22 protein-coding genes (2 of these 22 cut by a window edge) are annotated in these 22500 nt (G+C 70.2%); 15 read left to right on the top strand and 7 right to left on the bottom strand.

The window, feature by feature from the left end:
* Positions 1 to 763, bottom strand: partial view of a menaquinone biosynthesis decarboxylase gene (locus DAETH_RS01180; protein WP_264776133.1) — the 5' portion only. It extends 1076 nt beyond the left edge of the window; only the first 763 of its 1839 coding nucleotides appear in the window; its start codon is at positions 761 to 763; its stop codon lies off the left edge, out of view.
* A 122-nt stretch (positions 764 to 885) separates the two neighbouring features.
* On the opposite strand from DAETH_RS01180, the gene DAETH_RS01175 reads away from it, so the two are divergent.
* Positions 886 to 2451, top strand: coding sequence for a DUF4153 domain-containing protein (locus DAETH_RS01175; RefSeq protein ID WP_264776132.1), 1566 nt, complete (start codon positions 886 to 888; stop codon positions 2449 to 2451).
* Positions 2452 to 2916: 465 nt separating this feature from the next.
* Here the strand turns inward: DAETH_RS01175 and DAETH_RS01170 are convergent, their stop codons facing one another.
* Positions 2917 to 3747 carry an ion transporter gene (locus tag DAETH_RS01170; RefSeq protein ID WP_264776131.1) on the bottom strand — a complete coding sequence of 277 codons (831 nt, stop codon included), beginning with the start codon at positions 3745 to 3747 and terminating at the stop codon, positions 2917 to 2919.
* A gap of 130 nt (positions 3748 to 3877) precedes the next feature.
* Between DAETH_RS01170 and DAETH_RS01165 the strand changes: the two genes are divergently transcribed.
* From DAETH_RS01165 to DAETH_RS01155, 3 genes are all read left to right on the top strand, one after another.
* A complete protein-coding gene (locus DAETH_RS01165) occupies positions 3878 to 5107 on the top strand; it encodes a M24 family metallopeptidase (protein WP_264776130.1) in 1230 nt (409 codons plus the stop codon).
* Positions 5108 to 5179: 72 nt separating this feature from the next.
* Positions 5180 to 5857 (top strand): SDR family oxidoreductase, encoded by a 678-nt coding sequence (locus tag DAETH_RS01160; RefSeq protein ID WP_264776129.1) that lies wholly within the window; start codon positions 5180 to 5182, stop codon positions 5855 to 5857.
* A gap of 509 nt (positions 5858 to 6366) precedes the next feature.
* Positions 6367 to 7308: a ferritin-like domain-containing protein gene (locus tag DAETH_RS01155; RefSeq protein WP_264776128.1), complete on the top strand. Its 942-nt coding sequence runs from the start codon at positions 6367 to 6369 to the stop codon at positions 7306 to 7308.
* Between the two features lie 163 nt (positions 7309 to 7471).
* Here the strand turns inward: DAETH_RS01155 and DAETH_RS01150 are convergent, their stop codons facing one another.
* Entirely contained in the window at positions 7472 to 8146 is a 675-nt protein-coding gene (locus DAETH_RS01150; protein ID WP_264776127.1) for an HAD family hydrolase, read from the bottom strand.
* A gap of 99 nt (positions 8147 to 8245) precedes the next feature.
* Here DAETH_RS01150 and DAETH_RS01145 point away from each other — a divergent pair, with 99 nt between their 5' ends.
* Positions 8246 to 8857, top strand: a complete 612-nt coding sequence (locus DAETH_RS01145; RefSeq protein WP_264776126.1) for a DedA family protein — start codon at positions 8246 to 8248, stop codon at positions 8855 to 8857.
* Positions 8858 to 8897: 40 nt separating this feature from the next.
* A complete protein-coding gene (locus DAETH_RS01140) occupies positions 8898 to 9593 on the top strand; it encodes a DNA-3-methyladenine glycosylase family protein (RefSeq protein WP_264776125.1) in 696 nt (231 codons plus the stop codon).
* Here the strand turns inward: DAETH_RS01140 and DAETH_RS01135 are convergent, their stop codons facing one another.
* On the bottom strand, positions 9594 to 10283 hold the full coding sequence (locus DAETH_RS01135; RefSeq protein WP_264776124.1) for a Crp/Fnr family transcriptional regulator: 690 nt from the start codon (positions 10281 to 10283) through the stop codon (positions 9594 to 9596). It abuts the gene before it with no gap.
* Between the two features lie 276 nt (positions 10284 to 10559).
* Between DAETH_RS01135 and DAETH_RS01130 the strand changes: the two genes are divergently transcribed.
* From DAETH_RS01130 to DAETH_RS01110, 5 genes are all read left to right on the top strand, one after another.
* Entirely contained in the window at positions 10560 to 12395 is a 1836-nt protein-coding gene (locus tag DAETH_RS01130) for an acyl-CoA dehydrogenase C-terminal domain-containing protein (RefSeq protein WP_264776123.1), read from the top strand.
* A gap of 132 nt (positions 12396 to 12527) precedes the next feature.
* Positions 12528 to 12776 carry an FmdB family zinc ribbon protein gene (locus DAETH_RS01125; RefSeq protein WP_264776122.1) on the top strand — a complete coding sequence of 83 codons (249 nt, stop codon included), beginning with the start codon at positions 12528 to 12530 and terminating at the stop codon, positions 12774 to 12776.
* On the top strand, positions 12773 to 13876 hold the full coding sequence (locus DAETH_RS01120) for a S1C family serine protease (RefSeq protein WP_264776121.1): 1104 nt from the start codon (positions 12773 to 12775) through the stop codon (positions 13874 to 13876). The genes DAETH_RS01125 and DAETH_RS01120 overlap by 4 nt, the downstream gene beginning before the upstream one ends.
* Before the next feature lie 107 nt (positions 13877 to 13983).
* The gene (locus DAETH_RS01115) at positions 13984 to 14598 is read left to right on the top strand and encodes a deoxynucleoside kinase (RefSeq protein ID WP_264776120.1); all 615 of its coding nucleotides are present in this window, start codon (positions 13984 to 13986) and stop codon (positions 14596 to 14598) included.
* A gap of 100 nt (positions 14599 to 14698) precedes the next feature.
* Positions 14699 to 15322, top strand: coding sequence for a deoxynucleoside kinase (locus DAETH_RS01110; RefSeq protein ID WP_264776119.1), 624 nt, complete (start codon positions 14699 to 14701; stop codon positions 15320 to 15322).
* A 10-nt stretch (positions 15323 to 15332) separates the two neighbouring features.
* On the opposite strand, the gene DAETH_RS01105 is transcribed toward DAETH_RS01110, so the two are convergent.
* Complete coding sequence (locus DAETH_RS01105; RefSeq protein ID WP_264776118.1) at positions 15333 to 15740, bottom strand: ArsR/SmtB family transcription factor; 408 nt, start codon at positions 15738 to 15740, stop codon at positions 15333 to 15335.
* Positions 15741 to 15796: 56 nt separating this feature from the next.
* Between DAETH_RS01105 and DAETH_RS01100 the strand changes: the two genes are divergently transcribed.
* From DAETH_RS01100 to DAETH_RS01090, 3 genes are all read left to right on the top strand, one after another.
* The gene (locus DAETH_RS01100; RefSeq protein WP_264776117.1) at positions 15797 to 17263 is read left to right on the top strand and encodes a UDP-N-acetylmuramoyl-L-alanyl-D-glutamate--2,6-diaminopimelate ligase; all 1467 of its coding nucleotides are present in this window, start codon (positions 15797 to 15799) and stop codon (positions 17261 to 17263) included.
* The gene (locus DAETH_RS01095; protein ID WP_264776116.1) at positions 17260 to 17682 is read left to right on the top strand and encodes an SWIM zinc finger family protein; all 423 of its coding nucleotides are present in this window, start codon (positions 17260 to 17262) and stop codon (positions 17680 to 17682) included. The genes DAETH_RS01100 and DAETH_RS01095 overlap by 4 nt, the downstream gene beginning before the upstream one ends.
* Before the next feature lie 265 nt (positions 17683 to 17947).
* Positions 17948 to 19351, top strand: coding sequence for an RtcB family protein (locus DAETH_RS01090; protein WP_264776115.1), 1404 nt, complete (start codon positions 17948 to 17950; stop codon positions 19349 to 19351).
* Positions 19352 to 19826: 475 nt separating this feature from the next.
* Here DAETH_RS01090 and DAETH_RS01085 read toward each other — a convergent pair whose 3' ends face one another.
* Positions 19827 to 21188, bottom strand: a complete 1362-nt coding sequence (locus DAETH_RS01085) for a M20/M25/M40 family metallo-hydrolase (RefSeq protein ID WP_264776114.1) — start codon at positions 21186 to 21188, stop codon at positions 19827 to 19829.
* Between the two features lie 27 nt (positions 21189 to 21215).
* A complete protein-coding gene (locus DAETH_RS01080) occupies positions 21216 to 22298 on the bottom strand; it encodes a substrate-binding domain-containing protein (RefSeq protein WP_264776113.1) in 1083 nt (360 codons plus the stop codon).
* Positions 22299 to 22378: 80 nt separating this feature from the next.
* On the opposite strand from DAETH_RS01080, the gene DAETH_RS01075 reads away from it, so the two are divergent.
* Positions 22379 to 22500, top strand: the 5' portion of a protein-coding gene (locus DAETH_RS01075) for an MFS transporter (protein WP_264776112.1). It continues 1087 nt past the right edge of the window; the window shows 122 of its 1209 coding nt (coding positions 1-122); the start codon lies at positions 22379 to 22381; its stop codon lies beyond the right edge, outside the window.

Raw genomic sequence — 22500 nt, 5'->3', positions numbered from 1 at the left:
CCGTGACGCCCTTCGTGACCGGATACCGCTCACCGCGCAGGTAGCCTGCGAGGGCAAACTCGTCGAGGCCGGGGATGGGCGGGAGGGGAGCGGTGGCCGCGTAAATCAGGGCGGGGTCACCGCCGATGGCGACGGCGACTTCCAGATGCTGGCCCAGCCTCTTCGCCTTTTCCAGATGCCGTGTGCCCGTCTTGTGGCGCTGCCAGTGCATCCCGGTGACGTTTTTGCCCATAATCTGCATCCGGTACATCCCCATGTTGCGCTCGCCCGTCTCGGGGTCGCGGGTGATCACCAGGGGCAGGGTCACGAAGGGGCCGCCGTCGAGGGGCCAGCACTTGAGGATGGGGAGTTTGCCCAGGTCCACCTCGTCTCCTCGCCACACGACCTCCTGGGCGGGGCCAGCGCGGACGCGGCGGGGCGGGAGGTGCATGGCGTCGCGGAGCTTGCCCACGTTGCTCAGCAGGCCGCCCACACCGCCGCCTCCCTTGAGGTCGACGAGGTGCCGAACCTTGGCGGCGAGGTCGTCGAGGTCCTTCACCCCCAGAGCCAGCGCCGTGCGCTCGCGGGTGCCCATCAGGCCGATAACGAGGGGGAAGGGGCTGCCCCTGACGTGCTCGAACAGCACCGCCGGGCCGCCCGACTTCACCAGGCGGTCGGCGATCTCGGTGATCTCCAGCTCGCGGCTCACCGGGACGGAGACGCGCACGAGTTCGCCCCGCTCCTCCAGCAGGCGCATGAAGCTCTGGATGTCAGGAAAGGCCATGCGGCGAGTCTAGGGGGCGGGGGGGAGGGCAACCGTACCAGAAGGCCCGGCCTGGACCCTGCCCTAAAGGCGGACGACGAAAGGGGGACGATTCCTGAGAGTCCCGTGTGTACGGTGCCTCCATGACCTCACCGAAAGGACCTGGCGCCGCCCTCCCCTCCTCGCCCGTGTCGGAAGCCTCCCTCTCCCCCGCCCTTCCCCGGCCCCGGCGGGCCGCCCTGCCCCTGGTGGTAGCCGCCGGGCTGGCGCTCACCGCGCACGAGCTGACGGCGGGGGACGCCCTGCGTCCTGGGGTGAACGTGACCCTCTGGGTGGTCCTCCTCGTGGGCGTGCTCCTGCGGGCGCTCCGCCGACAGGGACAGGCGCCGACGCGTGAGGCGGGGACGCTCCTGGGGCTGGGTCTGGCCTTCGCCGTGACGTTCACCGTTGGGAGGGTGCCGAGCACCTTCGCCCTGCTGAACGGCGTGGCCCTGCTGCTGTGCCTGACGCTCGGGGCGGCGTATCTGCGGCACCCCGGGGCGAGGGTGGCGGGAGCGTGGGCGCTCGTCGGCGCGGCCTTCACGGGAGGCTTGCGCCTCGTGTACGGGGCCTTCGCGCTGCTCGAACGTTTTCCCTGGGCACGGGTGCGCCCGGCCAGGGGAAGCGGCGCCGGGCGCTGGGGCGTCGGGCTGCTCCTGACCGTGCCCGTGCTGCTGGTGTTCGGCGGGCTGCTCGCCGGGGCAGACGCGGGGTTCGGGACACTGATGCGGAGGCTGTTCGACTGGGACCTGGGCGGCGTGGGTGAGCCCGTGCTGCGCCTGGCCTGCTGGTCGGCCCTCGCGGGTGGCCTGGTCTACCCAGCCCTGATGGCCCTGCGGCCCACGGTGTTCCCGGCGGGGGAGCCGCCTGGCCTTCCGCGTCTCGGGCTGGTCGAGGTCGGTCTTCCCCTGGCCTCGCTCGGTGCCCTGTTCGTCGTGTTCTTCGGAACCCAGCTCCCCTATTTCCTGAGCGGCACCGCGCTTCCCGGCGGCCTGACCTTTTCGGACTACGTGCGGCGGGGGTTCGGGGAACTCATGACGGTCGCCTTCCTGACCCTGAGCCTGCTGCTTGCCGCACACGCCGTCACCCGGGAGGAGGTGCGGGCGGGGGCCGCCTACCGCCTCCTCAACCTCGCCGTCCTCGCGCCCCTCGCCCCCCTGCTGCTCAGCGCCGCGAACCGCTGGCGGTTGTACACCCTCGCCTACGGCCTGAGCGAGATTCGGGTGCTCGGCGCGGCGTTCCTGGCGTGGGTGGTCCTCGCCCTGGGGTGGTTCGCCCTCGCGCTGTGGCGAGGGAGGCTGCGGCACTTCGCGTACCCGGCGCTGCTCCTGGGGCTCGGCACGCTGCTCGTGACCACCGCCCTGAACCCGGGGGCGCTGATCGCCCGGGTGAACGTCCACCGCGCCGTCGCGGGCGTGACGAACGACCTACGCCGCACGCCGCAGGGGGCCGATGTCTGGAACCTGCTCAACCTGGGCGCGGACGCCTTGCCCGTCATCGTGGCGAACCTGGACACCCTGACCCGGGAGTGCGGGCCGACCGAGGATTGCCTGAACGACCGCTCCACCGTCGTCCGCCGCTTGCAGGAGGAGTACGGCGAGCCCCGCGACCTCCGCGCGTGGAACGCGAGCGACGCGCGGGCCCGGCGGCTGGTGCGGGGGTTGAGGTAAGGAGGTCACTCCGTTCGTGAGGGCCGTCATCCTGCTCCGAATCATCGAGAAGACCGGCCTACACTCCCGGCGTGGACGAGTCGGAGGTGGTGAAGGAACTCAACGCACGGAGGAACGCGGCTTACCAGCGACGTGACGCCCGCGTGCTCGAAAAGATTCTCGCCGACGGTCGGGTCTGACTGCGGCCCGACGGCACGCTCGGCGTGGACCGCCCCGACATGCTGAGGCGCACCGTCGAGAGCCCCCGGACACACTCGCCTTCACCCGGGAAACGGTGCGTCTTTTCGATACGACGGCCACTGTCGACGGGCACCTCACGGCGACCACCCCGGCGGGTGTGCACTGCCAGCACTCTCTGCGCATGTTCGTGAAGCGTGAGGGTCGGTGGTGGGCGGTCGTCGCCCAGGCCATCCCGGACAACGAAGATTTCTAGAACCCGGATTTCGCCGACCGGCTCCTCGACGTTCAGGGTCCGCCGCCCCCGTTCCTCCGTTCCAGCTCCGCCCGCAGCCCCGCGATCTCCTTCCGCAGGGCCGAGAGTTCGCGTCCAAGCGCGGCATTCGTCACCTCGTCCTCGTCGTCGCCGCCCGACGCGTTCTGGTCGCGGCCCACAAAGAAGCTGGCGACGGACGCGGTGATGTAGCCGAACACCGCGAAGCCGTACAGGGCGAGGAGCCAGGTGAGGAAGCGGCCCTCCGCCGTCTTCGGGAAGTAGTCCGAGCCCATCGTGACGAGGATCATCGCGGTCCACCACAGCCAGGACAGGTAATCGGTGAGGCCGCTTTCCCGCGCGGCGGGCACGTCCTCGAAGGCGAGCATCCCCGCCGCCCCCGCCAGCCCGACGAGGAGGGTCAGGAGCGCCACGTACCCCACCCCGCGCCGACGCACGGCCCGCCCGGCGGCGCGAAAGCTCCGGTTGAGGGACGTGAGGAGCCGCACGAGGTTCAGGGAACGGGTGGCCCGCAGCAGCCGCACGGCCCGCAGCGCCCGCACCGCGCGCAGCACCCGCAGGGCGGGCAGGAGGAGGGAGAGGAGGGTCAACCAGTTCGAGCGCAGGTAGGCCCGCTTGTCGGGCGCCACCGTGAAGGACAGCAGGAAGTCGAGCACGAACAGCCCCCAGATGACGTCGCTGAGAAGCTGAAGCCCCAGCCCCAGGCCACGCGTGAGGTCCACGACGAGCAGGGCGAGCCACACGAAGCCGAGGACGGTCATGGGCGCGTCGGTCAGGCGGTCGAGGTGGCGCAGCAGTTCGAGGCGCTCGCGGTGCAGACGCTGGGAATCCGGCGGGCTGGACATGCGGGCACCGTAGCAGCGTGCGTTTCCCGGGGCGTTTGAGCCGCCTCAAGACCACGCCGGGGAAACCGGAACGCCGCGCCCCCCGGCTGGGGTCGGTCCCCTTCCCCGCCGACACGCCTATCCTGCCCGCATGACCTCCTCCCCCACCGAACGGATGCGTCAGGCCTTGCAGGGCACTTCTCTCGACGGCTGGCTGATGTACGACTTCCAGGGCCTCAATCCGCACGCCCGGCGGGTGCTGGACCTCCCGGCGGGCGCCCACCTCACCCGGCGCTTCTTCGTCTGGGTGCCGCGCGAGGGGCGGGCCGTGCTCCTGCACAACCACATCGAGGGCGGGACGTGGGCGGCCCTCTCGGCGGGCTGGGGCGTGGAGCGCCGCGCCTTCGGGTCGCACGCGGAACTCGACGCGCGGCTGGCGGAGGTGGTGGCTGGAAAGACGGTGGCGATGGAGTACAGCCCGCACGGTGCCGTGCCGTACGTGAGCCGGGTGGACGGCGGGACGGTCGAGCGGGTGCGGGCGGCGGGCGCGCGGGTGGAGAGCAGCGCGGACCTCCTCCAATCCTTTCTGGTGTGGTCCCCCGAGGACTTCGTGGCCCACGGGCGGGCGGCGGCCCTGCTCATGCGTGCCAAGGACGACGCCTTTCGCCTGATCCACGAGCGGCTGCGCTCGGGCGAGCCCGTCACGGAGTTGGAGGTGCAGGCGGTCATCGAGCGGGCCATCGCGGAGGAGGGGCTGGAGAGTGGGCACCCGGTCAACGTCAGCTTCGGCGCGAACGCCGCCGACCCCCACTACGAGCCGGGGGGGGAGCGCAACGCTGTCCTGCGCCCCGGCGAGTGCGTGCTGATCGACCTGTGGGCGCAGGAACCGGGCCGACCTTTTGCCGACGTGACCTGGGTGGGCTTTGCTGGCGAGCCGGGCGCCGAGTACCGGGAGGCGTGGGCGGCGGTGGCGAAGGCGCGGGACACGGCCCTGGCCCTCCTCCACGAGCGCCACGGCAGCCTCCAGGGCTGGGAGGTGGACCGCGCGGCCCGGGACGCGATGGGGGGAACCTGGGCACCCTCCTTCCTCCACCGCACCGGCCACGACCTCGGCGTGCAGATTCACGGTTCGGGGGCGAACCTCGACGACTACGAGACGCGCGACACCCGCCGCCTGACCCCCGGGCTCGCGGTGACAGTGGAGCCGGGCACCTATCCCCGGGAGCGCGGCTTCGGCATCCGCTCCGAGGTAAACGTGTACCTCGCGCCGCACGGGCCGCAGGTCACCACGGACCTCCAGCGTCAGCCCTTCGTGCTGGGGGCGGGGGAGTGGGTGGACGTTCGGGCGGCGGCCTACGGGGAGACGGCTTCCGGGCGGTAACACCCCGCCAGTCCCACCCCCCATTCCCTGCCTTAACGCCCTCTGAACGTCCGGGCCCGGTAGGCTGGGGGTATGGCGAACCTCGGCTCCTCTACGATCATGCTGACGGGCGCGGGCGGTGCATTGGCGACCGCCATCGCCCAGGAACTGGAGGACGCGGGCGCGCAGCTCGTCCTCGTCGGGCGCGGCGAGAGCCTCGCCAAGGCCACCGACCGCTTTCCCGCCACCGAGGTGCTCGACCTCGACCTCACCGACCCAGCAAGCGTGGACGCCCTGCGAAAGGTGAAGGTGGACGCGCTCGTGCATACGGTCGGCGCCTTCACCACGCAGGAGGCGGCCAGGGCCACGGAGGAGGACTACCGGGCGATGTTCGACACGAACATGCGGACCCTCTTTCACGCCGTGCAGGGCGTGCTGCCCCACATGTTGCGGCAGAAAGACGGCCTGATCATGGGCGTGAGCGCCGGGCAGGCCGCCCGCCTGAGCGGTCCCAAGGCCGCGCTCTACACCGCGAGCAAGGCCGCCGTCTCCGCCTACGTCCTGAGCCTCCACGACGAACTCAAGGCCAGGGGGGTCCGGGGCTGCGTCCTGTACCCGATGGGCGCCGTCGACACCCCGAAAAACCGTGAGGCGGGGATGGAATGGGACCGCCTCATCGACCCGCGCGGCCTCGCCAAGAGCGTCGCCCACGCGCTCACCCGGCCCGACCGGGCGCATGTGACGGAGTTGAAGGTGTACCCGGACGTGTAGGAGTCGCCGGGTTCCGGTCGCCAGCACTGATAGTCCCGCCCCAACCCTCGCGTGCGAGGGGGCGTCTCTCGCCTGGGTCTCTCTTGGGCGGAAGTCGTCTCGCAGACGTGTGCGGGGACGTGCAGAAGGATGATCCGCCCGTCCTCATCCGCCCCCGGGCACGCGCTCAGCGGGGTCAGACGAACCCGCGCATTGGTGACCGAGGAGGTCGCCGACGTGTGGGGGTTTCAGAGCGGGCGCTCGGCGGACAGGGGCCCGGCAGATGAACCTCCGGGAGAGGACACCCCTTTTCCTGGATGGCCCACGGTTTTCATGCAGCCTTCATCATGTTCGATTTTTGGCGAAGGGGGTAATCCAAAGCGGGTAGGGTGGCATAGAGGCAGGGTGAAGCAACGCTAGGAGAGCAGACCTCCTGCCTCACGCGTGACGGGTTCGTCCTCGAACGATCCCGGGTCTTCGCCGTCTGTCCGGTTCGTCCATTCGCACTTGGTTTCTTGGAGGGTTCACATATGAGCAACGACACGCAGGGCATGAGCAGCCGCCGCAAGTTCCTGGGCATGGCCGGTCTGATGGGTGCGGGCGCCGTCCTGTCCGGCTGCACGAGCGTCATCGCGACGCAGCCCAGCAAGGACAACGGCCTCGACGCGGCCATCTTCAACTTCGCGCTGAACCTGGAGTACCTGGAAGCCGCCTTCTACCTCGCCGCCGTGGGCCGCTTGGGCGAGCTGGACGCGGTGGGCGGCAACAGCAAGATGGTGACCCTGCCCTCGGGCTACGCGGGCGCCTTCAACGGCCAGGGCATCCCCGGCCTGAGCGCCGAGGTGCGCGCCTACGCCGAGGAGATCGCCGACGACGAGAAGGCCCACGTCAAGGTCATCCGCTCGGTGCTGAAGAGCGCCGCCGTCACCCAGCCCCAGCTCGACCTCGGTCCGGCCTTCGACGCCGCCGGGCAGGCCGCCTCGAAGGGCGCGATCAAGGGCTTCAACCCCTACGCGAACGAGCTGTTCTTCCTGCACGGCGCGTTCATTTTTGAGGACGTGGGCGTCACTGCGTACAAGGGCGCGGCGCGCTTCATCGACGACCAGAACGCGGGCGGCAACCTGGAGAACGCGGCGGGCATCCTGGCCGTCGAGGCGTACCACTCCGGCGCCATCCGCACCCTGCTCTACCAGCGCCGCAACGAGCAGCCCGCCGGGCTCCCCAAGGTCCAGGACATCGTGCAGGCCATCAGCGACCTGCGCGACTCGGTGGACGGCAACGACGACCGCGACCAAGGCATCGTGATGAACGGCAAGGCGAACATCGTTCCTACCGACGCCAACGGCATCGCGTTCAGCCGCACCCCCCGCCAGGTGGGCAACATCGTCTTCCTGGGCGGCACCACCAAGGGTGGCTTCTTCCCCAACGGCCTGACCGACGACGGCAACCTGGGCAAACTGCTCGCCCTCTAAAGCCTCTTCCCTCTACGCGCGCCGAGGTCACCCTCCGGCGCGCGTTCTCATTGGACCTTCCGCGAAAGTGAGCGCCCAAGGATGCAGGAGGTCAAAGGCGGAAAGCAGAGGGCACCCACCCTTGGCCTTCTGCCTTCCACCTTCTGCGACTCTCGCGGGAAGTCTATAGAGGGCCGACCCCCGCCACCCGCAGCAACTTCTCCAGCCCGCCAGCGTACCCGTCCTCCAGCCGGGGCCACTCGGGGGGAAAGGGCTGGGTGCGGGTCACGTCGTTGGGCACGACGACCACCCGGCACCCGGCGGCGACGGCGGCAGTGGCTCCGTTGAGGCTGTCCTCGACGGCCAAGCACTCCCCCGGGCGCAGCCCCAGGCGGGAGGCGGCGAGCGCGTACAGTTCGGGGTCGGGCTTGACCCGCCGCACGTCGTCCCGGGTGGCGAGAGCCTCGAAGAGGTCGAGGAGGCGGTGCTGCTCCAGCCAGCGGGTGACCCAGGCCCGGTCGCTGCTCGTGGCGAGGGCGAGGCGAAGTCCCGCGCCCGCCGCTCCCTTCAGCACCGCCCGGACCCCCGGCCGCAGGTCCTGCTCGGCGATGTCGGCCACGATGCGCTCGTGCAGGCCCAGCCGGACGCGCTCGCGGTCGGCCAGCACCGTCTCGGGCAGCCCCGCCCAGGGGTCGAAGGCGTCCCAGGTGCCGATGCCCCGCTGCCAGTCCGAGAGAGCAAGTTCGCGCCCGTGCTCACGGTAGAGGCTCTGCCAGTGATGGAACTCGCGCGTTTCGGTGTCGAGGATGGTGCCGTCGAAGTCGAAGATCAGGGCCTTGGGCGGGGCGGTGGGGGACATGGGGGCAGTCTAGGGTTCGTTCCGGCCCGGGCGACACTGCAAGGAACGCTCACTTTTGGCGGACGTAAGCCCCGGCCCGACTCGCTAGGCTGTGCGGATATGGCCGAGTGGGTACAGAACCTGATGGACAGCATGGGCTACCTGGGCATCCTGCTGCTGATGATCCTGGAGAACGTGTTCCCGCCCATTCCCAGCGAGCTGATCATGCCGTCGGCGGGTTTTGCGGCCTCGCGCGGCGACATGAACATCTTCATGGTCGTGGCGATGGGCACGCTGGGCAGCGTCCTGGGCACCCTGCCGCTGTACTACGTCGGGCGGGCGTTCGGCGAGGAGCGGCTCGTCGCCTGGGCCGACAAGTACGGCAAGTGGCTCACCCTCAGCGGCAAGGACATCCGCAAGGCCGACGACTGGTTCGACCGCCACGGCGCGGGGGCAGTGCTCTTCGGGCGCATGGTTCCCGGCATCCGCAGCCTGCTGAGCCTCCCGGCGGGCATGAGCGAGATGCCGCTGCCCAGGTTCCTGCTCTACAGCGCCATCGGCTCGGGGCTGTGGGCGTCGGCCCTCGCCGGGGCCGGGTACCTCCTCGGCGAGAACTACGACCGGGTGGAGGGGTACATCGGCCCCGCCTCGCGGATCATCCTGGCGGTGGTCGTCGTCGCAGCCGTGGTGTGGTTCCTTCGCCGCAAGCGTGCGCAGGGCGCGAAGGCGTAAGGAGCGGCCGCCACCGTCTCCGCTCGCCGTCTGCGCTTGAATGGCCCTTCCTGTGACCGCCCCGTCCTCCCTCCCCGCCCTTCCCCTCTCCGACCACGCCGAGGCTGTGCTGTGGCTGGGCCGTGACCCGGCGCTCGCCGAACTCGTCGCGCGGGTGGGGCCGCTGCCCGTCCTCCCGCCCACGTCCGACCCCTTCGGCACCCTCGTCCGCAGCGTGGCCGGGCAGCAGCTTTCGGTGCGGGCGGCGGCGAGCATCTACGCGCGGCTGGTGGACAGGCTCGGGGAGGTCGCGCCCGGGCCGCTCCTGACCGCCGCACCCGACGATTTGCGTGCCCTGGGTCTGTCGTGGGCCAAGGTCCGCACCGTGCGCTCCCTCGCGGAGGCGGCGCAAGGCGGCCGGGTGGACTTCGCGCACCTGGAGGCCCTGCCCGACGAGGCGGTGATCGAGCGGCTGACGCCCCTGCCCGGCATCGGGCGCTGGACCGTCGAGATGTTCCTGATGTTCGGCCTCGCCCGACCCGACGTGTTCAGCTTCGGGGACCTCGTGCTGCGGCAGGAGTTGGAGCGGCTGCACCCCGGGGCGACTTCCCGCGAGGCACAGAACGAGGTCGTCCGCGCCTGGTCTCCCCACCGCACGCTCGCCGCCCGCTACCTGTGGGCGGAGAAGGCACGCCGCAAACTCGCCGCCCAGGCGGGCACGGTGAACGGGGACCTGTCCCTGCAAGGCCCGCTCTAGCTACTCCTCCAGGTAGCGCCTCAGGCCCTCCAGCCGCACGATCATCGGCGCGCGGGCGCGGACGATGGCGCCCTCCTGCTTGAGCTTGCCCAGAGAATGGCTCACCGTCTCGCGGGTGGCGCCGACCATCCGGGCGATGTCCTCCTGGTTGAGCTTGAGGGCCAGCTCGACGCCCTGGTTGTGGGGCCGTCCGAACTCGCGGGCGAGGCGGTAGAGCAGGCTGGCGACCCGCTCGGGGGCACTGTACGCGCTCACGGCAGCGGTCCACGACTGCGCCTCGAAGAGCCGGGCGGCCATCAGGCGGATCAGCTTCATGGCGAGGTCGGGCTTGGTGTTCAGGAGCTTTTGCAGCTCGGTGCGCGGCAGCACGATCAGGGTGGTGCGCTCCAGGGCCTCGGCCTGGGTGGGGCGGCGCTCCTCGGGCTGGAGCAGCAATTCTCCGAAGGTGTCGTGCTGGCCGATCACGCCCAGGATGGCCTCCTTGCCGTTGGGAAAGAGCTTGCTGATCTTCACGAGCCCACTACGGACGAAATACAGTGCGTCCGCCGGGTCGTCCATGCGGTAGATGACCTCGCCCGGCTGGTACGAGCGGTAGGGCGTGGTGGCGGCCACGCGCTCCAGCTCCGTCAGCTCAAGGTCCGCGAACAGCTCAGTGCGCTTGAGGTGCCAGACCAGGCTTGGATAATTCATGATCTCGATCAGGATACCCGAAACTCTGCCTGAGACACGGCCGCAAAGAAGACAGGACCCCGGCGGGGGTTCTCCCAGTCCGTGAAGAACGGACAACCATCCAAGTTGCACCGGAAAGCCGTTGTATCGTTGCGTACTCTCTCGTGCAGCCATGCGGCTCCAGCGGGCCGCTGTTCGCCCGCGTGACTTTCGCCACGGAAAGTTTTAGACTTGGTACAAGCAACGACACCGGGAGTGCTCGCCGACGTTCGGCGACCTCCGAGGAGGAGACCACCTATGCCCCAGTACAAGGCCCCCCTGCGCGACATCAAGTTCCTGATGCACGAGCTGCTGGACGCGCCCCAAGCCCTCGGCGCGCTGCCCTTCCACGCGCAGAACGAGACCGCCGACACCGACCTGATGAACCAGGTGCTCGAAGAGGCCGCCCGCTTCGTGGAGACCGAACTCGCGCCCCTTAACCGGGTGGGCGACGAGGAAGGCTGTACCTGGCACGCGGGCGGGGTCGTGACTACCCCCACGGGCTTCAAGGCCGCCTACGACAAGTACCGTCAGGCAGGCTGGACCGCCCTCGACGCCGACCCCGAGTACGGCGGGCAGGGGATGCCCCACCTCGTGAGCAACATCCTCGTGGAGATGCTGAACTCGGCCAACGTCGCGTGGTCGATGTACCCCGGCCTCTCGCACGGGGCGTACTCCGCCCTGCACGCGGTCGGCAGCGACGAACTCAAGGCCACCTACCTCCCCAAGCTCGTGAGCGGCGAGTGGACGGGGACGATGTGCCTCACCGAGCCGCACGCGGGCACGGACCTGGGGATCATCCGCACGAAGGCGACGGACAACGGTGACGGCTCCTACGCGATCACGGGCACCAAGATCTTCATCAGCGCGGGCGAGCACGACATGGCCGAGAACATCGTCCACCTCGTCCTGGCGCGGCTGGAAGGCAGCCCGGCGGGCACGAAGGGGATCAGCCTCTTCCTGGTGCCCAAGTTCCTGCCGAACGCGGACGGCTCGGTTGGTGAACGCAACGGCGTGGTCTGCGGCTCCATCGAGCACAAGATGGGGATTCACGGCAACGCGACCGCCGTGCTCAACTTCGACGGCGCGAAGGGGTTCCTCGTCGGCGAAGTGAACAAGGGCATGAACAACATGTTCATCATGATGAACGCCGCCCGACTCGGCACGGGCCTCCAGGGCCTCGCGCTCGGCGAGGTGGCGTACCAGAACGCCCTGTCCTACGCCAAGGAACGCCTCCAGATGCGCCACGAGCCGCGCGTGGACCCGGCCCAGGAGGCCGACCCGATCATCGTCCACCCCGACGTGCGCCGGATGTTGCTCACCGGCAAGGCGTACACCGAGGCGGGCCGCGCGATGGCGATGTGGCTGGCGCTGAGCATCGACGTCGAGCACCACCACCCCGACGAGGCGAAGCGCAAGGAGGCCGCCGACCTCGTGGCGCTCCTGACGCCCATTGCCAAGGCGTTCATGACTGACAACGGTTTCAACATCGCCGTTCTCAGCCAGCAGGTGTACGGCGGGCACGGCTACATCCGCGAGTGGGGCATGGAGCAGTTCGTCCGCGACGCGCGCATCGCCCAGATCTACGAGGGCACCAACGGCGTCCAGGCCCTCGACCTGCTGGGCCGCAAGGTGCTGATGGACGGCGGCAAGAAGCTCCAGAAGCTCGCCGGAGTCCTGCAACAGTTCGTGGAGGAGAACGAGGGCGATGAGGAACTGGCCCCCTACCTCGACGCGCTGGGCAAGGCCGCGAACCAGCTCGGCAGCCTCACGATGGTCGTCGGACAGAAAGCGCTCGCGGGCCCCGAGGGTGCCGACGAGGTGAACGCGGTTGCCGTGGATTACCTGCGCTTCTTTGGGCATGTCGTCTACGGCTACCTGTGGGCGCGGATGGCGAAGATCGCCGCCGAGAAGGTGGGGGCCGGGCAGGACCGGGACGGCTTCTACCTCGCCAAGGTCCAGACCGCGCGCTTCTACTTCGCCAAGCTCTTCCCCGAGACCAAGGCCCTTGCCGCCACGATCAAGGCCGGGAACGAGTCTCTTGCGGTGGACGACCGGGTGTTCGGGCTGGAGCGGCCCCTGGTTGGGACGTAAGCCGAACCTTCCTCCTCCGACCTGGACCCTCACCCCTGAGCGGGTGGGGGTCTTCACGTCTGGCCCACCGGGACTTGCCTCCCCCTTTCCCAGCCCCCGCCTTGCTAGATTAGCCGCTGGAGAAAAGAGGCTATGCCCACCTACGTCTACAAGAACATCGAGACCGGCGAAGTCTACGAGATCAAGCAGAGCATCCGCGACGAGGCGCTGACCGTTCACCCCGAGACGGGCGCGCCCATCAAGCGCGTGCCCTCGCAGCCCGGCATCGCGTTCCGGGGCAGCGGCTTTTACGTGACCGACTCGCGGCCCAAGCCCGCCGAGGCGGGGGCGGGCAAGGCCACCGGCACGGACGGCGGGGGCAAAGGCGGCGGGGGCGAGTGAGGTCCCTGGCCCGTGCCGCCGGACTCGCGCTGCTGCTTCTCGCCGCAGCGACGGGCGCCTACGTCACGGGCCGCGTCCAGGCCCAGCGCACTCTCGTCACCGCCGACGAGATCAACACGGTCGAGGTGGCGCAGCAGGCCCTCCCGGCCGTCGTGCGGGTGGACGCCCGGCTGCGCAAGGACGTGCTTCAGGCGGGCGACGACCCGGTGGAGACGGGCACGGGCTTTTTCTACAAGCGTGACCTGATCGTCACGAACTACCACGTCATCCAGTACCAGGAGTCGGTCAGCGTGACCCTCTCCAACGGGCGGCGGGTGACGGCGCGGGTCGAGGGCGTGGACCCCGGCATCGACATCGCCATCCTGCGGGTGTCGGGGGTGACGGCGCCCAGGACCCTGAGTTTCGGGCGCAGCGCGGGCCTGCTCCCGGGCCAGAAGCTCATCACCATCGGCACGCCGCTGCGGATTCCGAACTTCGTGGCGACGGGGGTGTTCAGCGTGGCCGCCAGCGCCCGCGACGTGCCCCGCAACGACCAGCTCGGCGGGGAGATCGGGCAGTACCTCGTGACCACCACCAACATCCAGGGCGGTAACAGCGGCGGCCCGGTCCTCGACTCGCGTGGGGCGGTCGTGGGGGTGGCCGACGCCAACGCCGCGCCCAACAACTTCGTCCCCGGCGTGATCGGCATCGCCATCCCCGGCGACCTCGTGCGGCAGAGCCTGGAGGATCTGGAGAGAATCGGCGTGCCCCAGCGCGGCACCCTGGGGGTGACCCTGGTGGACCTCGACAGCCTGGAGCCTGCCCTGCGCCAGCTCGCCGGGCTGAGCAGCAGCGAGGGCGCCCTGGTGGACGAGGTGCCCGCCGGGACCGCCGGGGCGCGGGCGGGACTGCGCGGTTCCCTGCGCAACAGCCGGGGCCAGCTCCTCGCGCCCCTGGGGGACATCATCGTCGCGGTGGACGGCCAGCGGGTGCGCGGCAGCTTCGACGTGATCCGCCTCGTCGCCGCCAAGCGGCCCGGCCAGACGGTCAACCTGCGGGTGTGGCGCAACAAGCGGAGCGTGGACGTGCGGGTGCCGCTCCAGAAGCGGACATTGCAGTAGAACCGTCAGCTTTCAGCCATCAGCGGTCAGAGAAAAAGAACCTTGGCCTGTGCCCTGGCTCTTCTTGCTGACGGCTGACCGCTTCAAGCCCTATCATCTCCCCCGCTATGTACGTCGTCGTGGAAGGCCCCATCGGGGTAGGAAAGACCAGCCTTGCGGGCAGGCTCGCGGCGCGCTACGGCGCGGAACTCAACCTGGAGGTCGTGGAGGAGAATCCCTTCCTGGCCCGCTTCTACGAGGCTCCAGAGGTCTACGCCTTCCAGGTGCAGGTCTTTTTCCTGCTCTCGCGCTTCAAGCAGCTCTCGGCCCTCGCCCAGCCGGGGCTGTGGAGCGGTCACGTCGTCAGCGACTACCTCTTCGACAAGGACTTCATCTTCGCGGCGATGAACCTGCGTGAAGCCGAATTCGCCCTGTACAAGGACCTGTACGCCCACCTCTCGCCCCGCTTGCCCACCCCCGACCTCGTGGTGTACCTGCGCGCCGAGCCGGGCCTCCTCCTCTCGCGCATCGAGAAGCGGGGGCGCCCCTTCGAGCGCGCGATGCAGGCCGCCTACCTCGCCGAGCTTACGGCCCGCTACGACGAATATTTCCGCACCTACCCGGGCCGCCTCCTAATGGTCGACGCGAGCGGGTACGACTTCGTGGGGAGTGCCCAGGACGAGCAGGCGATCCTGGGGCGGGTAGACGAGGCGCTGCGGGCGGAAGGGGCGGTGAGGGGATGAAGGAGCGTCAGTGGTCAGTGGTCAGTGGTCAGTGGGTGGGCGCGAATGTTTTTCCCACTCACCACTTCCCACTCACCACTCACCGGCGGCGGAGCCGCTGATGTACCTCGCCGTCTCGGGCAACATCGGCAGCGGCAAGAGCACCCTCACGCGGATGCTCTCGGACCGCTACGGGTTGCGGCCCGTCTACGAGCCCTATGCCGAGAACCCCTACCTGGAAGACTTCTACCGCAACATGCGGCGGTATTCCTTCCACTCGCAGGTGTACTTCCTGTCGCGGCGGCTGGAGCAGCACCTCAACCTCGTGACGGGGGCGCGGTACGTCATTCAGGACCGGACCGTCTTCGAGGACGCCAACATCTTCGCGCGCAACCTTTACGAGAGCGGGCAGATGGAGGGGCGCGACTGGGCGACGTACCTGGGCCTCTACGAGGGCATCCTCCCCGCCCTGCGGGTGCCCGACCTCCTGATCCACATCGACGCCTCACTCCCCACCCTGCGGCAGCGCATCGCCCAGCGCGGGCGGGACTACGAGCAGAACATTCCCGACACCTACCTGCTGGGCCTGAACCGCCTCTACGACGAGTGGATTCGGGCCTTCGATGCCTGCCCGGTGGTGCGGGTGCCCGGCGACCGACTCGACTTCGTGCATGACCCGGCGGCCTTCCAGTGGGTGTGCGACCGGGTGCAGGGGTACGGGTTCGGGCTGCCGCTGTTGAGGTAGCGGTCAGCTCTCAGCGTTCAGCCGTCAGCCAGGGGCGAGGTCCCCAAGTCCCCTCGCTCACATGCTCCAGCACGTTTCCCAGCAGGGCCGACACATGCCCGTCCGCCAGGCGGTAGTAGACAATACGGCCCTCCCGGCGTGGGGCGACGAGGTTCTGTCCCCGGAGGAGGCGCAGTTGATGGCTCACCGCGCTCTCGCTGGTGCCCGCCACCGCCGCGAGGTCGCACACGCAGAGTTCCCCGGTGCCCAGGGCAGTGAGTAACCGCAACCGGGTGGGGTCGGAGACGGCCTTGAGGAGCCCGGCGGCCCGGCCCAGGGCGTCGTCGTCGGGCTGGACGGCGCGGGCGCGGGCGACGGCTTCCGGGTGAACGCAACTGACCTCGCAGGTGTCGGCGTCCGGGGTGGCGGGGACCGTCATGGCCCCAGGATACGGGGCGGGCGGGGCCGGGGAGGCGGCTGCTAGTCTCAATTCCTATGCGCCTGCGCGACCTCGCCGCCGTCCTCGCCGTTCCCTCCCCCGACCTGCCCGACGTGGAGGTGCGCGGCGTGACGCACAACGCGGCGTGGGTGGAGCCGGGATTTGCCTACGTGGCGATTCGCGGGGCACGCTTCGACGGGCACAGCTTCCTGGACGAGGTGGCGGAGCGGGGGGCGGTGGCGGTGCTGGGGGAAGGATTGCCGGAAGGTCTGGCCTCCCCCCTGCCCTACCTGACGGTGCGAAGCGCCCGGGCGGCCCTGGCAGACGCGGCGGCGGCCCTCACTGGGCACCCCAGCCGAAAGTTGAAGGTGGTCGGCGTGACGGGCACGGACGGCAAGACGACGACGAGCTGGCTCACCCGGCATCTCCTGCGCGCGGCAGGGCTGGAGACGGGCCTGCTGAGCACCGTCGGCTACGAGTTGCCGGACGGCGTGCTGCGGCACTTCCCGGCCCACTTCACCACCCCCGAGGCGCCGCAGGTGCAGGCGACCCTGGCGGGGATCGTGGCGGCGGGCGCGCGGGCCGTCGTGCTGGAGGCGAGCAGCCACGCCCTCGCGCTCGACCGGGTGCGGGGGGTGGACTGGGACGTGGCGGTGTGGACACACCTCTCCAGCGAACACCTCGACTTCCACGGCACGGTCGAGAACTACTTCGCCGAGAAGAGGAAGCTGGTGGAACGCGCCCGCCACGCCGTCCTGAATGCGGACGACCCGTGGACGGAGCGGCTGACGGGCCTCGCGCCCTCGGAGACGACCTACTCGGCCGAGGGAAGGGCGGCGGACTGGCGGGCGACGAACATCGAGGAACGTGCCACCGGCCTGCACTTCCGCGTCCTCTCCCCCCTGGGCGAGTTCGTCGCCCACCTCCCCATGATTGGGCGTTTCAACGTGGCGAACGCGCTGGCGGGGATGGGTGCGGCGGTCCACCTGGGAGCAACGGTGCCTGGGCTCGTGGAGGGGCTGGCCTCCTTCCGGGGAGTGCCGGGCCGAATGGAACTCGTCCCCGGGGGGGAGGACGACCCCCGCGTCATCGTGGATTTCGCGCACACGCCGCCCAGCCTGGAAAAGGCCCTCTCCACCCTGCGGGCGACGACCACCGGGCGGCTGTGGGTCCTGATCGGCTCGGCGGGCGGCCCGCGCGACCCCAGCAAACGCGCGCCCCTGGGCGAGGTCGCCACCCGGCTCGCCGACCACGCCGTCTTCACCGAGGAGGACCACCGCGATACGCCCCTCGCCGACATCCTGCGGGAGATGGAACGGGGGGCGCGGGAGGCGGGCCGGGCCAACTTCACGAGCATCGGGGACCGGCGCGAGGCGATCCGGCACGTGATCCGCGAGGCGCGAGCGGGCGACACCGTGCTCCTCGCCGGGAAGGGGCCGGAGGACACGCTGGAACGGGACGGCGAGACTCTGCCCTGGGACGAGGTGGCCGAGGCGCGGGCGGCGCTGGAGGCCCGGCGGTGAGCCTCACCCCGGAGGAGTTGCTGCGCTCCGCCCCCGGCAAGGTGCGTGAGCGGGCACAGACGTTGCGCGGGCAGATCACCCACCGCGAGCGGCAGGGCGAGACCTACCGGTCGCGCGTGCGGGGCAGCCGCCCGGCGCCGTACCGGGTGCGGATCAACCTGCAAAACGGCGAGGTCTCGTGCTCCTGCCCCGACGAGTACAACGCGATCTGCAAACACGCCGCCGCCACCCTCATCGTCCTGCAGGACGACCCCGGCTCGTTCCTCCTAGGACTGCCTCCGCGCCGCCTGCCCAAAGTGGACGGCTGGGCAGATGCGGACGTGGAACGGCTGCTGGACAGGCTGCATGACCTCTACCCCGAGGTGGTGACCGACTGGGCCCGCCAGCTCACCCACGACGACGAGGAGGAGTGGGGCTGAGGCTCGCCCACATCCGGCCTACGTGCCTTGCGTCATCTGGCCGATGTGCACCGCCGGGGCGCCGGGCACACTGACGGGCGGACATTAAGGGTTCAAACCGTACATCTTTAGAAAGGGGGCGACATGCTGGATATATCCGCAGGCCCAGACGGCGACGGACGAGATCAGGACAGGACGCGAGACGACCGGGGCAGCCCCCCACCCCTCACCAACGACGGGACGTGAACGACGCAGGACGCCGGGTTCCGTTCCGCAGAAAGACCCCATGAACGGAAAACAGATCACCAAACTGGGCTTCGAGAAGAGGGCCGTCGCGCTGGCCCTTGCCGCCGCCACACTGCGCGAGCGCGCGGGCATCGACCGCGAGGAAATCCTGAACGAGCTGCGCTCGGTGCAGGCCAACCCGGAGGCGTACGTGTCGGGCGGCGTGTACGCCGAACTGGCGGAGGAATTGACCTCCCAGCAGGCGGTTCTCGACGCCCGCCGCGCGAGCGAATTGCGCCCTTCCCCCCTTCCCTATCGCGTGTGGGGCGAGGACCTGATCGAGCCGGGGGCCCGCGACCAGATGGACGTGGCGATGCGCCTTCCCGTCGGCCGCGCCGGGGCCCTGATGCCCGACGCCCACGTCGGCTACGGCCTCCCCATCGGCGGGGTGCTGGCGACTGAGGACGCCGTGATCCCCTACGGGGTCGGGGTGGATATCGGCTGCTCGATGCGCCTGAGCGTGCTGCCCCTGGCCCCGGCCAGCCTGAGCACCGACGAGGCGACCCGCTTCCTGCTCAAGCACACCCGCTTCGGCGCCGGGGTGGGCTTCGAGAAGCGCGACCGCGAGGACCACGAGGTCCTGCACGAACAGACCTGGCGCGAGCAGCCCCTCCTGCGCCACCTGCAAGGCAAGGCCGCCGAGCAGATCGGCACCTCGGGCAGCGGCAACCACTTCGTCGAGTTCGGCACCTTCAGCTTACCCGCCCCCGACCTGGGGCTGGAGGTGGGGGAATACCTCGCCATCCTCTCGCACAGCGGCTCGCGCGGTTTCGGCGCTCAGGTGGCGAACCACTACACCAAGGTCGCCCAGGCCCTCCACCCCGCCCTCGACGGGCAGGGCCGCAAGCTCGCCTGGCTCCCCCTGGACACCGAGGAGGGCGAGGGCTACTGGCAGGCGATGAACCTCGCCGGGCGCTACGCCCTCGCCAACCACGACCTGATTCACGCCCGCCTCGCACGCGCGCTCGGCGTGACGCCTGCCGCCACCGTCGGCAACAGCCACAACCTCGCCTGGAAACAGGAGGTGGAAGGCCACGAGCGCATCGTCCACCGCAAGGGTGCGACTCCCGCCGAGCGCGGGCAACTCGGCCTGATTCCCGGCAGCATGGCCGACCCCGGCTTCGTGGTACGCGGGAAGGGCAACCAGGGCGCCCTCGCCAGCGCGAGCCACGGGGCGGGCCGCCAACTCGGGCGCAAGGCCGCTGCGAATACCCTCGCCAAGAAGGACGTGCAGGCGTACCTGCGCGAGCGCGGCGTCACCCTCATCGGCGGCGGCATAGACGAGGCGCCCCAGGCCTACAAACGCATCGAGAACGTCATCGCCCGCCAGAGCGACCTCGTGGACGTGGTGGCGACCTTCACCCCGCGTGTGGTGCGGATGGACACGGGGGGCGAGGACGTGTAGGGGACACCCAACAGCCGACGAAACAGGGACCACCTCGGTAGCTCTAAAGGCGCTGCCGGGGTGGTTCTTGTCTGGCCCAAGGTGTGTGGTCGGAGAGGGCCTTTGTGGGAGGTGGAGGGGCGTTTGTGGACGCTTTGGTTACCCCCCTCCCAGCCTCCCCCACGAGGGGGGAGGAGCAAAAAGATGCTGGAGCCCTCGCGCTTTTCAAAACGCCAATCCAGACGCCGGACAGGCACACGCCGCATCAACGCTCCTGGCCCACGACCCCGCCTTGCTCGCGCAGCGAGACGGTGGGCACGCCGATGGGACGCGACAAGATCAAACCTTACGTTCGGAAGAACACGTCCACCCGCGCCGCCCGTGTGCCCTTGCCCAGCGCAGCGCCGCTCCCCCTGCCCCCTCGGGGGGTAGGGGGCTGGGGGGTGGGGGTAAGCCGAATCAAGACGCCCGGCCCCTCAACACCAACTCCGCCTTCTCAGGACGAACTTCCCCGAGCCAACCGCTCCAGCAGCGCCACCCCGAACGCCACCCCCTTCTCGAAGTGCTCCCGCACGATGTTCTCGTTCGGCGCGTGAACCCGACCCCCGACATTCCCGATCCCCGCCGCCACGCAGACCACACCGAGCGCCTCCTGAAAGGGATGCATCGGCCCGCTGCCCCCGCTGGAGGGCTGCACGACCGGCTCGGCCCCGTGCGCCTCCCGCGCGGCGGCGATGCAGGCCTGCACGAAGGGATGCCCGGCATCTGCCCGCGCGGGCTTCTGGTGGGCCTCCAGCTCGACGATCTCCACGTCGGTCAGACCCTGCGCGTCCAGGTGCGCCCGCAGGAGGGACAGCACCCGCGCCGGGTCCTGATCGGGCACCAGCCGGAAGTCGAGCTTGACGAAGCCGTGGGCGGGCAGGACCGTCTTGCTGCCCTCCCCCTCGTACCCACCGCCCCAGCCGTTGACGTTGACGACCGGGGACAGGTTGAGCCGCTCGTGGTAGGCCGGGCCGGTGGCGAGCGGGCGGGTCACGCCGTAGGTGTCCCGCACCGCCTGCCCGTCCCCAGGAATGCGGGCGATGGCTGTCCGGTCCGCCTCCGACGCCTCGCGTACATCATCGTAAAAGCCGGGAATGGTGACGCGCCCCTCGTCGTCGCGCAGGGAGGCGACCGCCCGGGCGAGGCGGTAGAGGGGATTGTCGATCACCGCCCCCAGGCTGCTGTGCAGGTCGGAGGCCGCCACCCGGCAGCGCAGCTCCACGCACATCACGCCCTTGAGGCCGAGGGAGAGGACTGGGCGCCCGTCGGGGTCGATCCCGCCGAACTCCCACCAGCAGCCGTCGGCGCGCAGCTCCTCGGCGTGCTCGGCGACGAAGCGTTCCAGGCTGGGACTGCCGACCTCCTCCTCTCCCTCGATCAGCCAGCGGACACGCAGGGGCAGGGTGCCGCCGTGCCGCTCGCGCACCGCCCGCACGGCGGCGAGGCGGGAGGCGATCTCGCCCTTGTCGTCGGAGGCGCCGCGCCCGTACAGTCGCCCGTCCCGCTCGGTCAGGATGAAGGGCGGGCTCTCCCACAGCTCGACGGGGTCCTCCGGCTGCACGTCGTAGTGGTTGTAGATCAGCAGGGTCGTCGGCCCCTCGCCCCCCTCCGCGACGAGCACGGGGGCGACCTCGCCGGGGTACGCGTGGACGGTAAAGCCCTCCGCCTCCAGCAGCCGGGTCACGAAATCCGCCGTCTCGGGCAGGCTCCGCCCCTGCGCGGACACGCTGGGAAGGGCCACGAGGTCGCGCAGGTCCGAGAGGCCGCGCTCGACGTGGGCTGTGAGGTCGGAGTGGGCGGGGTGGGGTGAGGTCATGGGAGGCAGGGTAAAGGATGGAAGGCTTCAGCGTTCCCCGGACCCGGCGCCCTCCAGCACCCCCGCCGTCGTTCCCCGCACGACCAGGCGGGTGGGCAGGGTCACGTCCTCGGGGCCATCTCCGTCCAGCAGGGCGAGGATGGCCTCTCCCACCCGCGCACCCTTCCCGGTCGTGGGCTGCCAGACGGTGCTCAGGTTCAGGGCCGCGCTGCTGGGGAGGTCGTCGAACCCGACGAGGCTGAGGTCCTCCGGCACCCGGCGCCCGAGGGCCTGGGCCGCCCGCAGCCCCCCCTGCGCGAGCACGTCGCTCATGCACAGCAGCCCGGTCACCTCCGGATGGGCAGCGAGCAGATCGCGGGCCAGCCGCTCTCCCTGGTCGGGCGTGTTCTGGGCAGCCTCGCTGACGAACAGCCGCGCGCCCGCCCCCCCGGCCGCCTCGCGGTAAGCCCACAGGCGGGTAGCGGTCGTCTCGTAAACGACGTGGGCCTCGCGCTCCGGGGGCACCGGCCCTCCCCGCCGCTCCGGCGAGAGTTCGAGGCTGAGCACCCCCAGGTGACGGTGGCCCAGCCCGGTCAGGTGTCGCGCAGCCTCCCGCGCCCCCCCGGCGTCGTCGATGCCCACCCGTGAAGTGCCCGGCTGCGGCGCCTGGTCCATGAGGACGGTGGGAAGGCCCCGGCCTAGCACCGCTCCCAGCAGCTCACCCCCCCCGGCAGCGCAGTACACGACGAACCCGTCCACGCTGGCCGTCTGCACGGGCCGAGTGCCGTGTGGACTCGCCAGCAGCAGGAGGCTCAGCCCCCGTTCCTGAAGGGTGTGCGCGACTGCCCCCAGGAAGAGGGCGGCGGCGGGGTCCGCGAAGGCGTATTCCAGCGGCGCGTCGTAGACCACCCCGATCACGTTCGTCCGCCCCCGCCGCAGGCTGCGCGCGAGGGGATCGGGGCCCCCGTACCCTAACTCGCGCGCAGCCCCCAGCACCCGCTCGCGCAGTTCCGGCGAGAGCTGGTCCGGGCGGTTGTACGCGTTGCTCACCGTGGCGAGCGAGACCCCCAGACGGGCCGCCACGTCTCTCAGGGTGACGCGGCGGCCCGGGGACGGCTTGGCGGGGGGCATGGTCGGATGCTAGCGTAGGTCCCAGGTTTCTGAAACGATTCAGCTTCCCCACCTCTTCCCTCCATCACCGCAGGAGCCCCATGACCGAAGTGCCCCTCACGCCCAGTCCTCCGCTCCTCGCCCGACGTGCCGAGGTGGCCCGGCACGCGCTGGGGGTCGTCTTCCTGACTAACGGGGTGATGTTCGCCACCTGGGCGGTGAA

It is taken from the genome of Deinococcus aetherius (assembly GCF_025997855.1).
In the GTDB taxonomy this organism is placed as follows: domain Bacteria; phylum Deinococcota; class Deinococci; order Deinococcales; family Deinococcaceae; genus Deinococcus; species Deinococcus aetherius.
The sequence above is the reverse complement of the archived record's forward strand: the minus strand, read 5'-3'. Positions and strand labels throughout refer to the sequence as shown.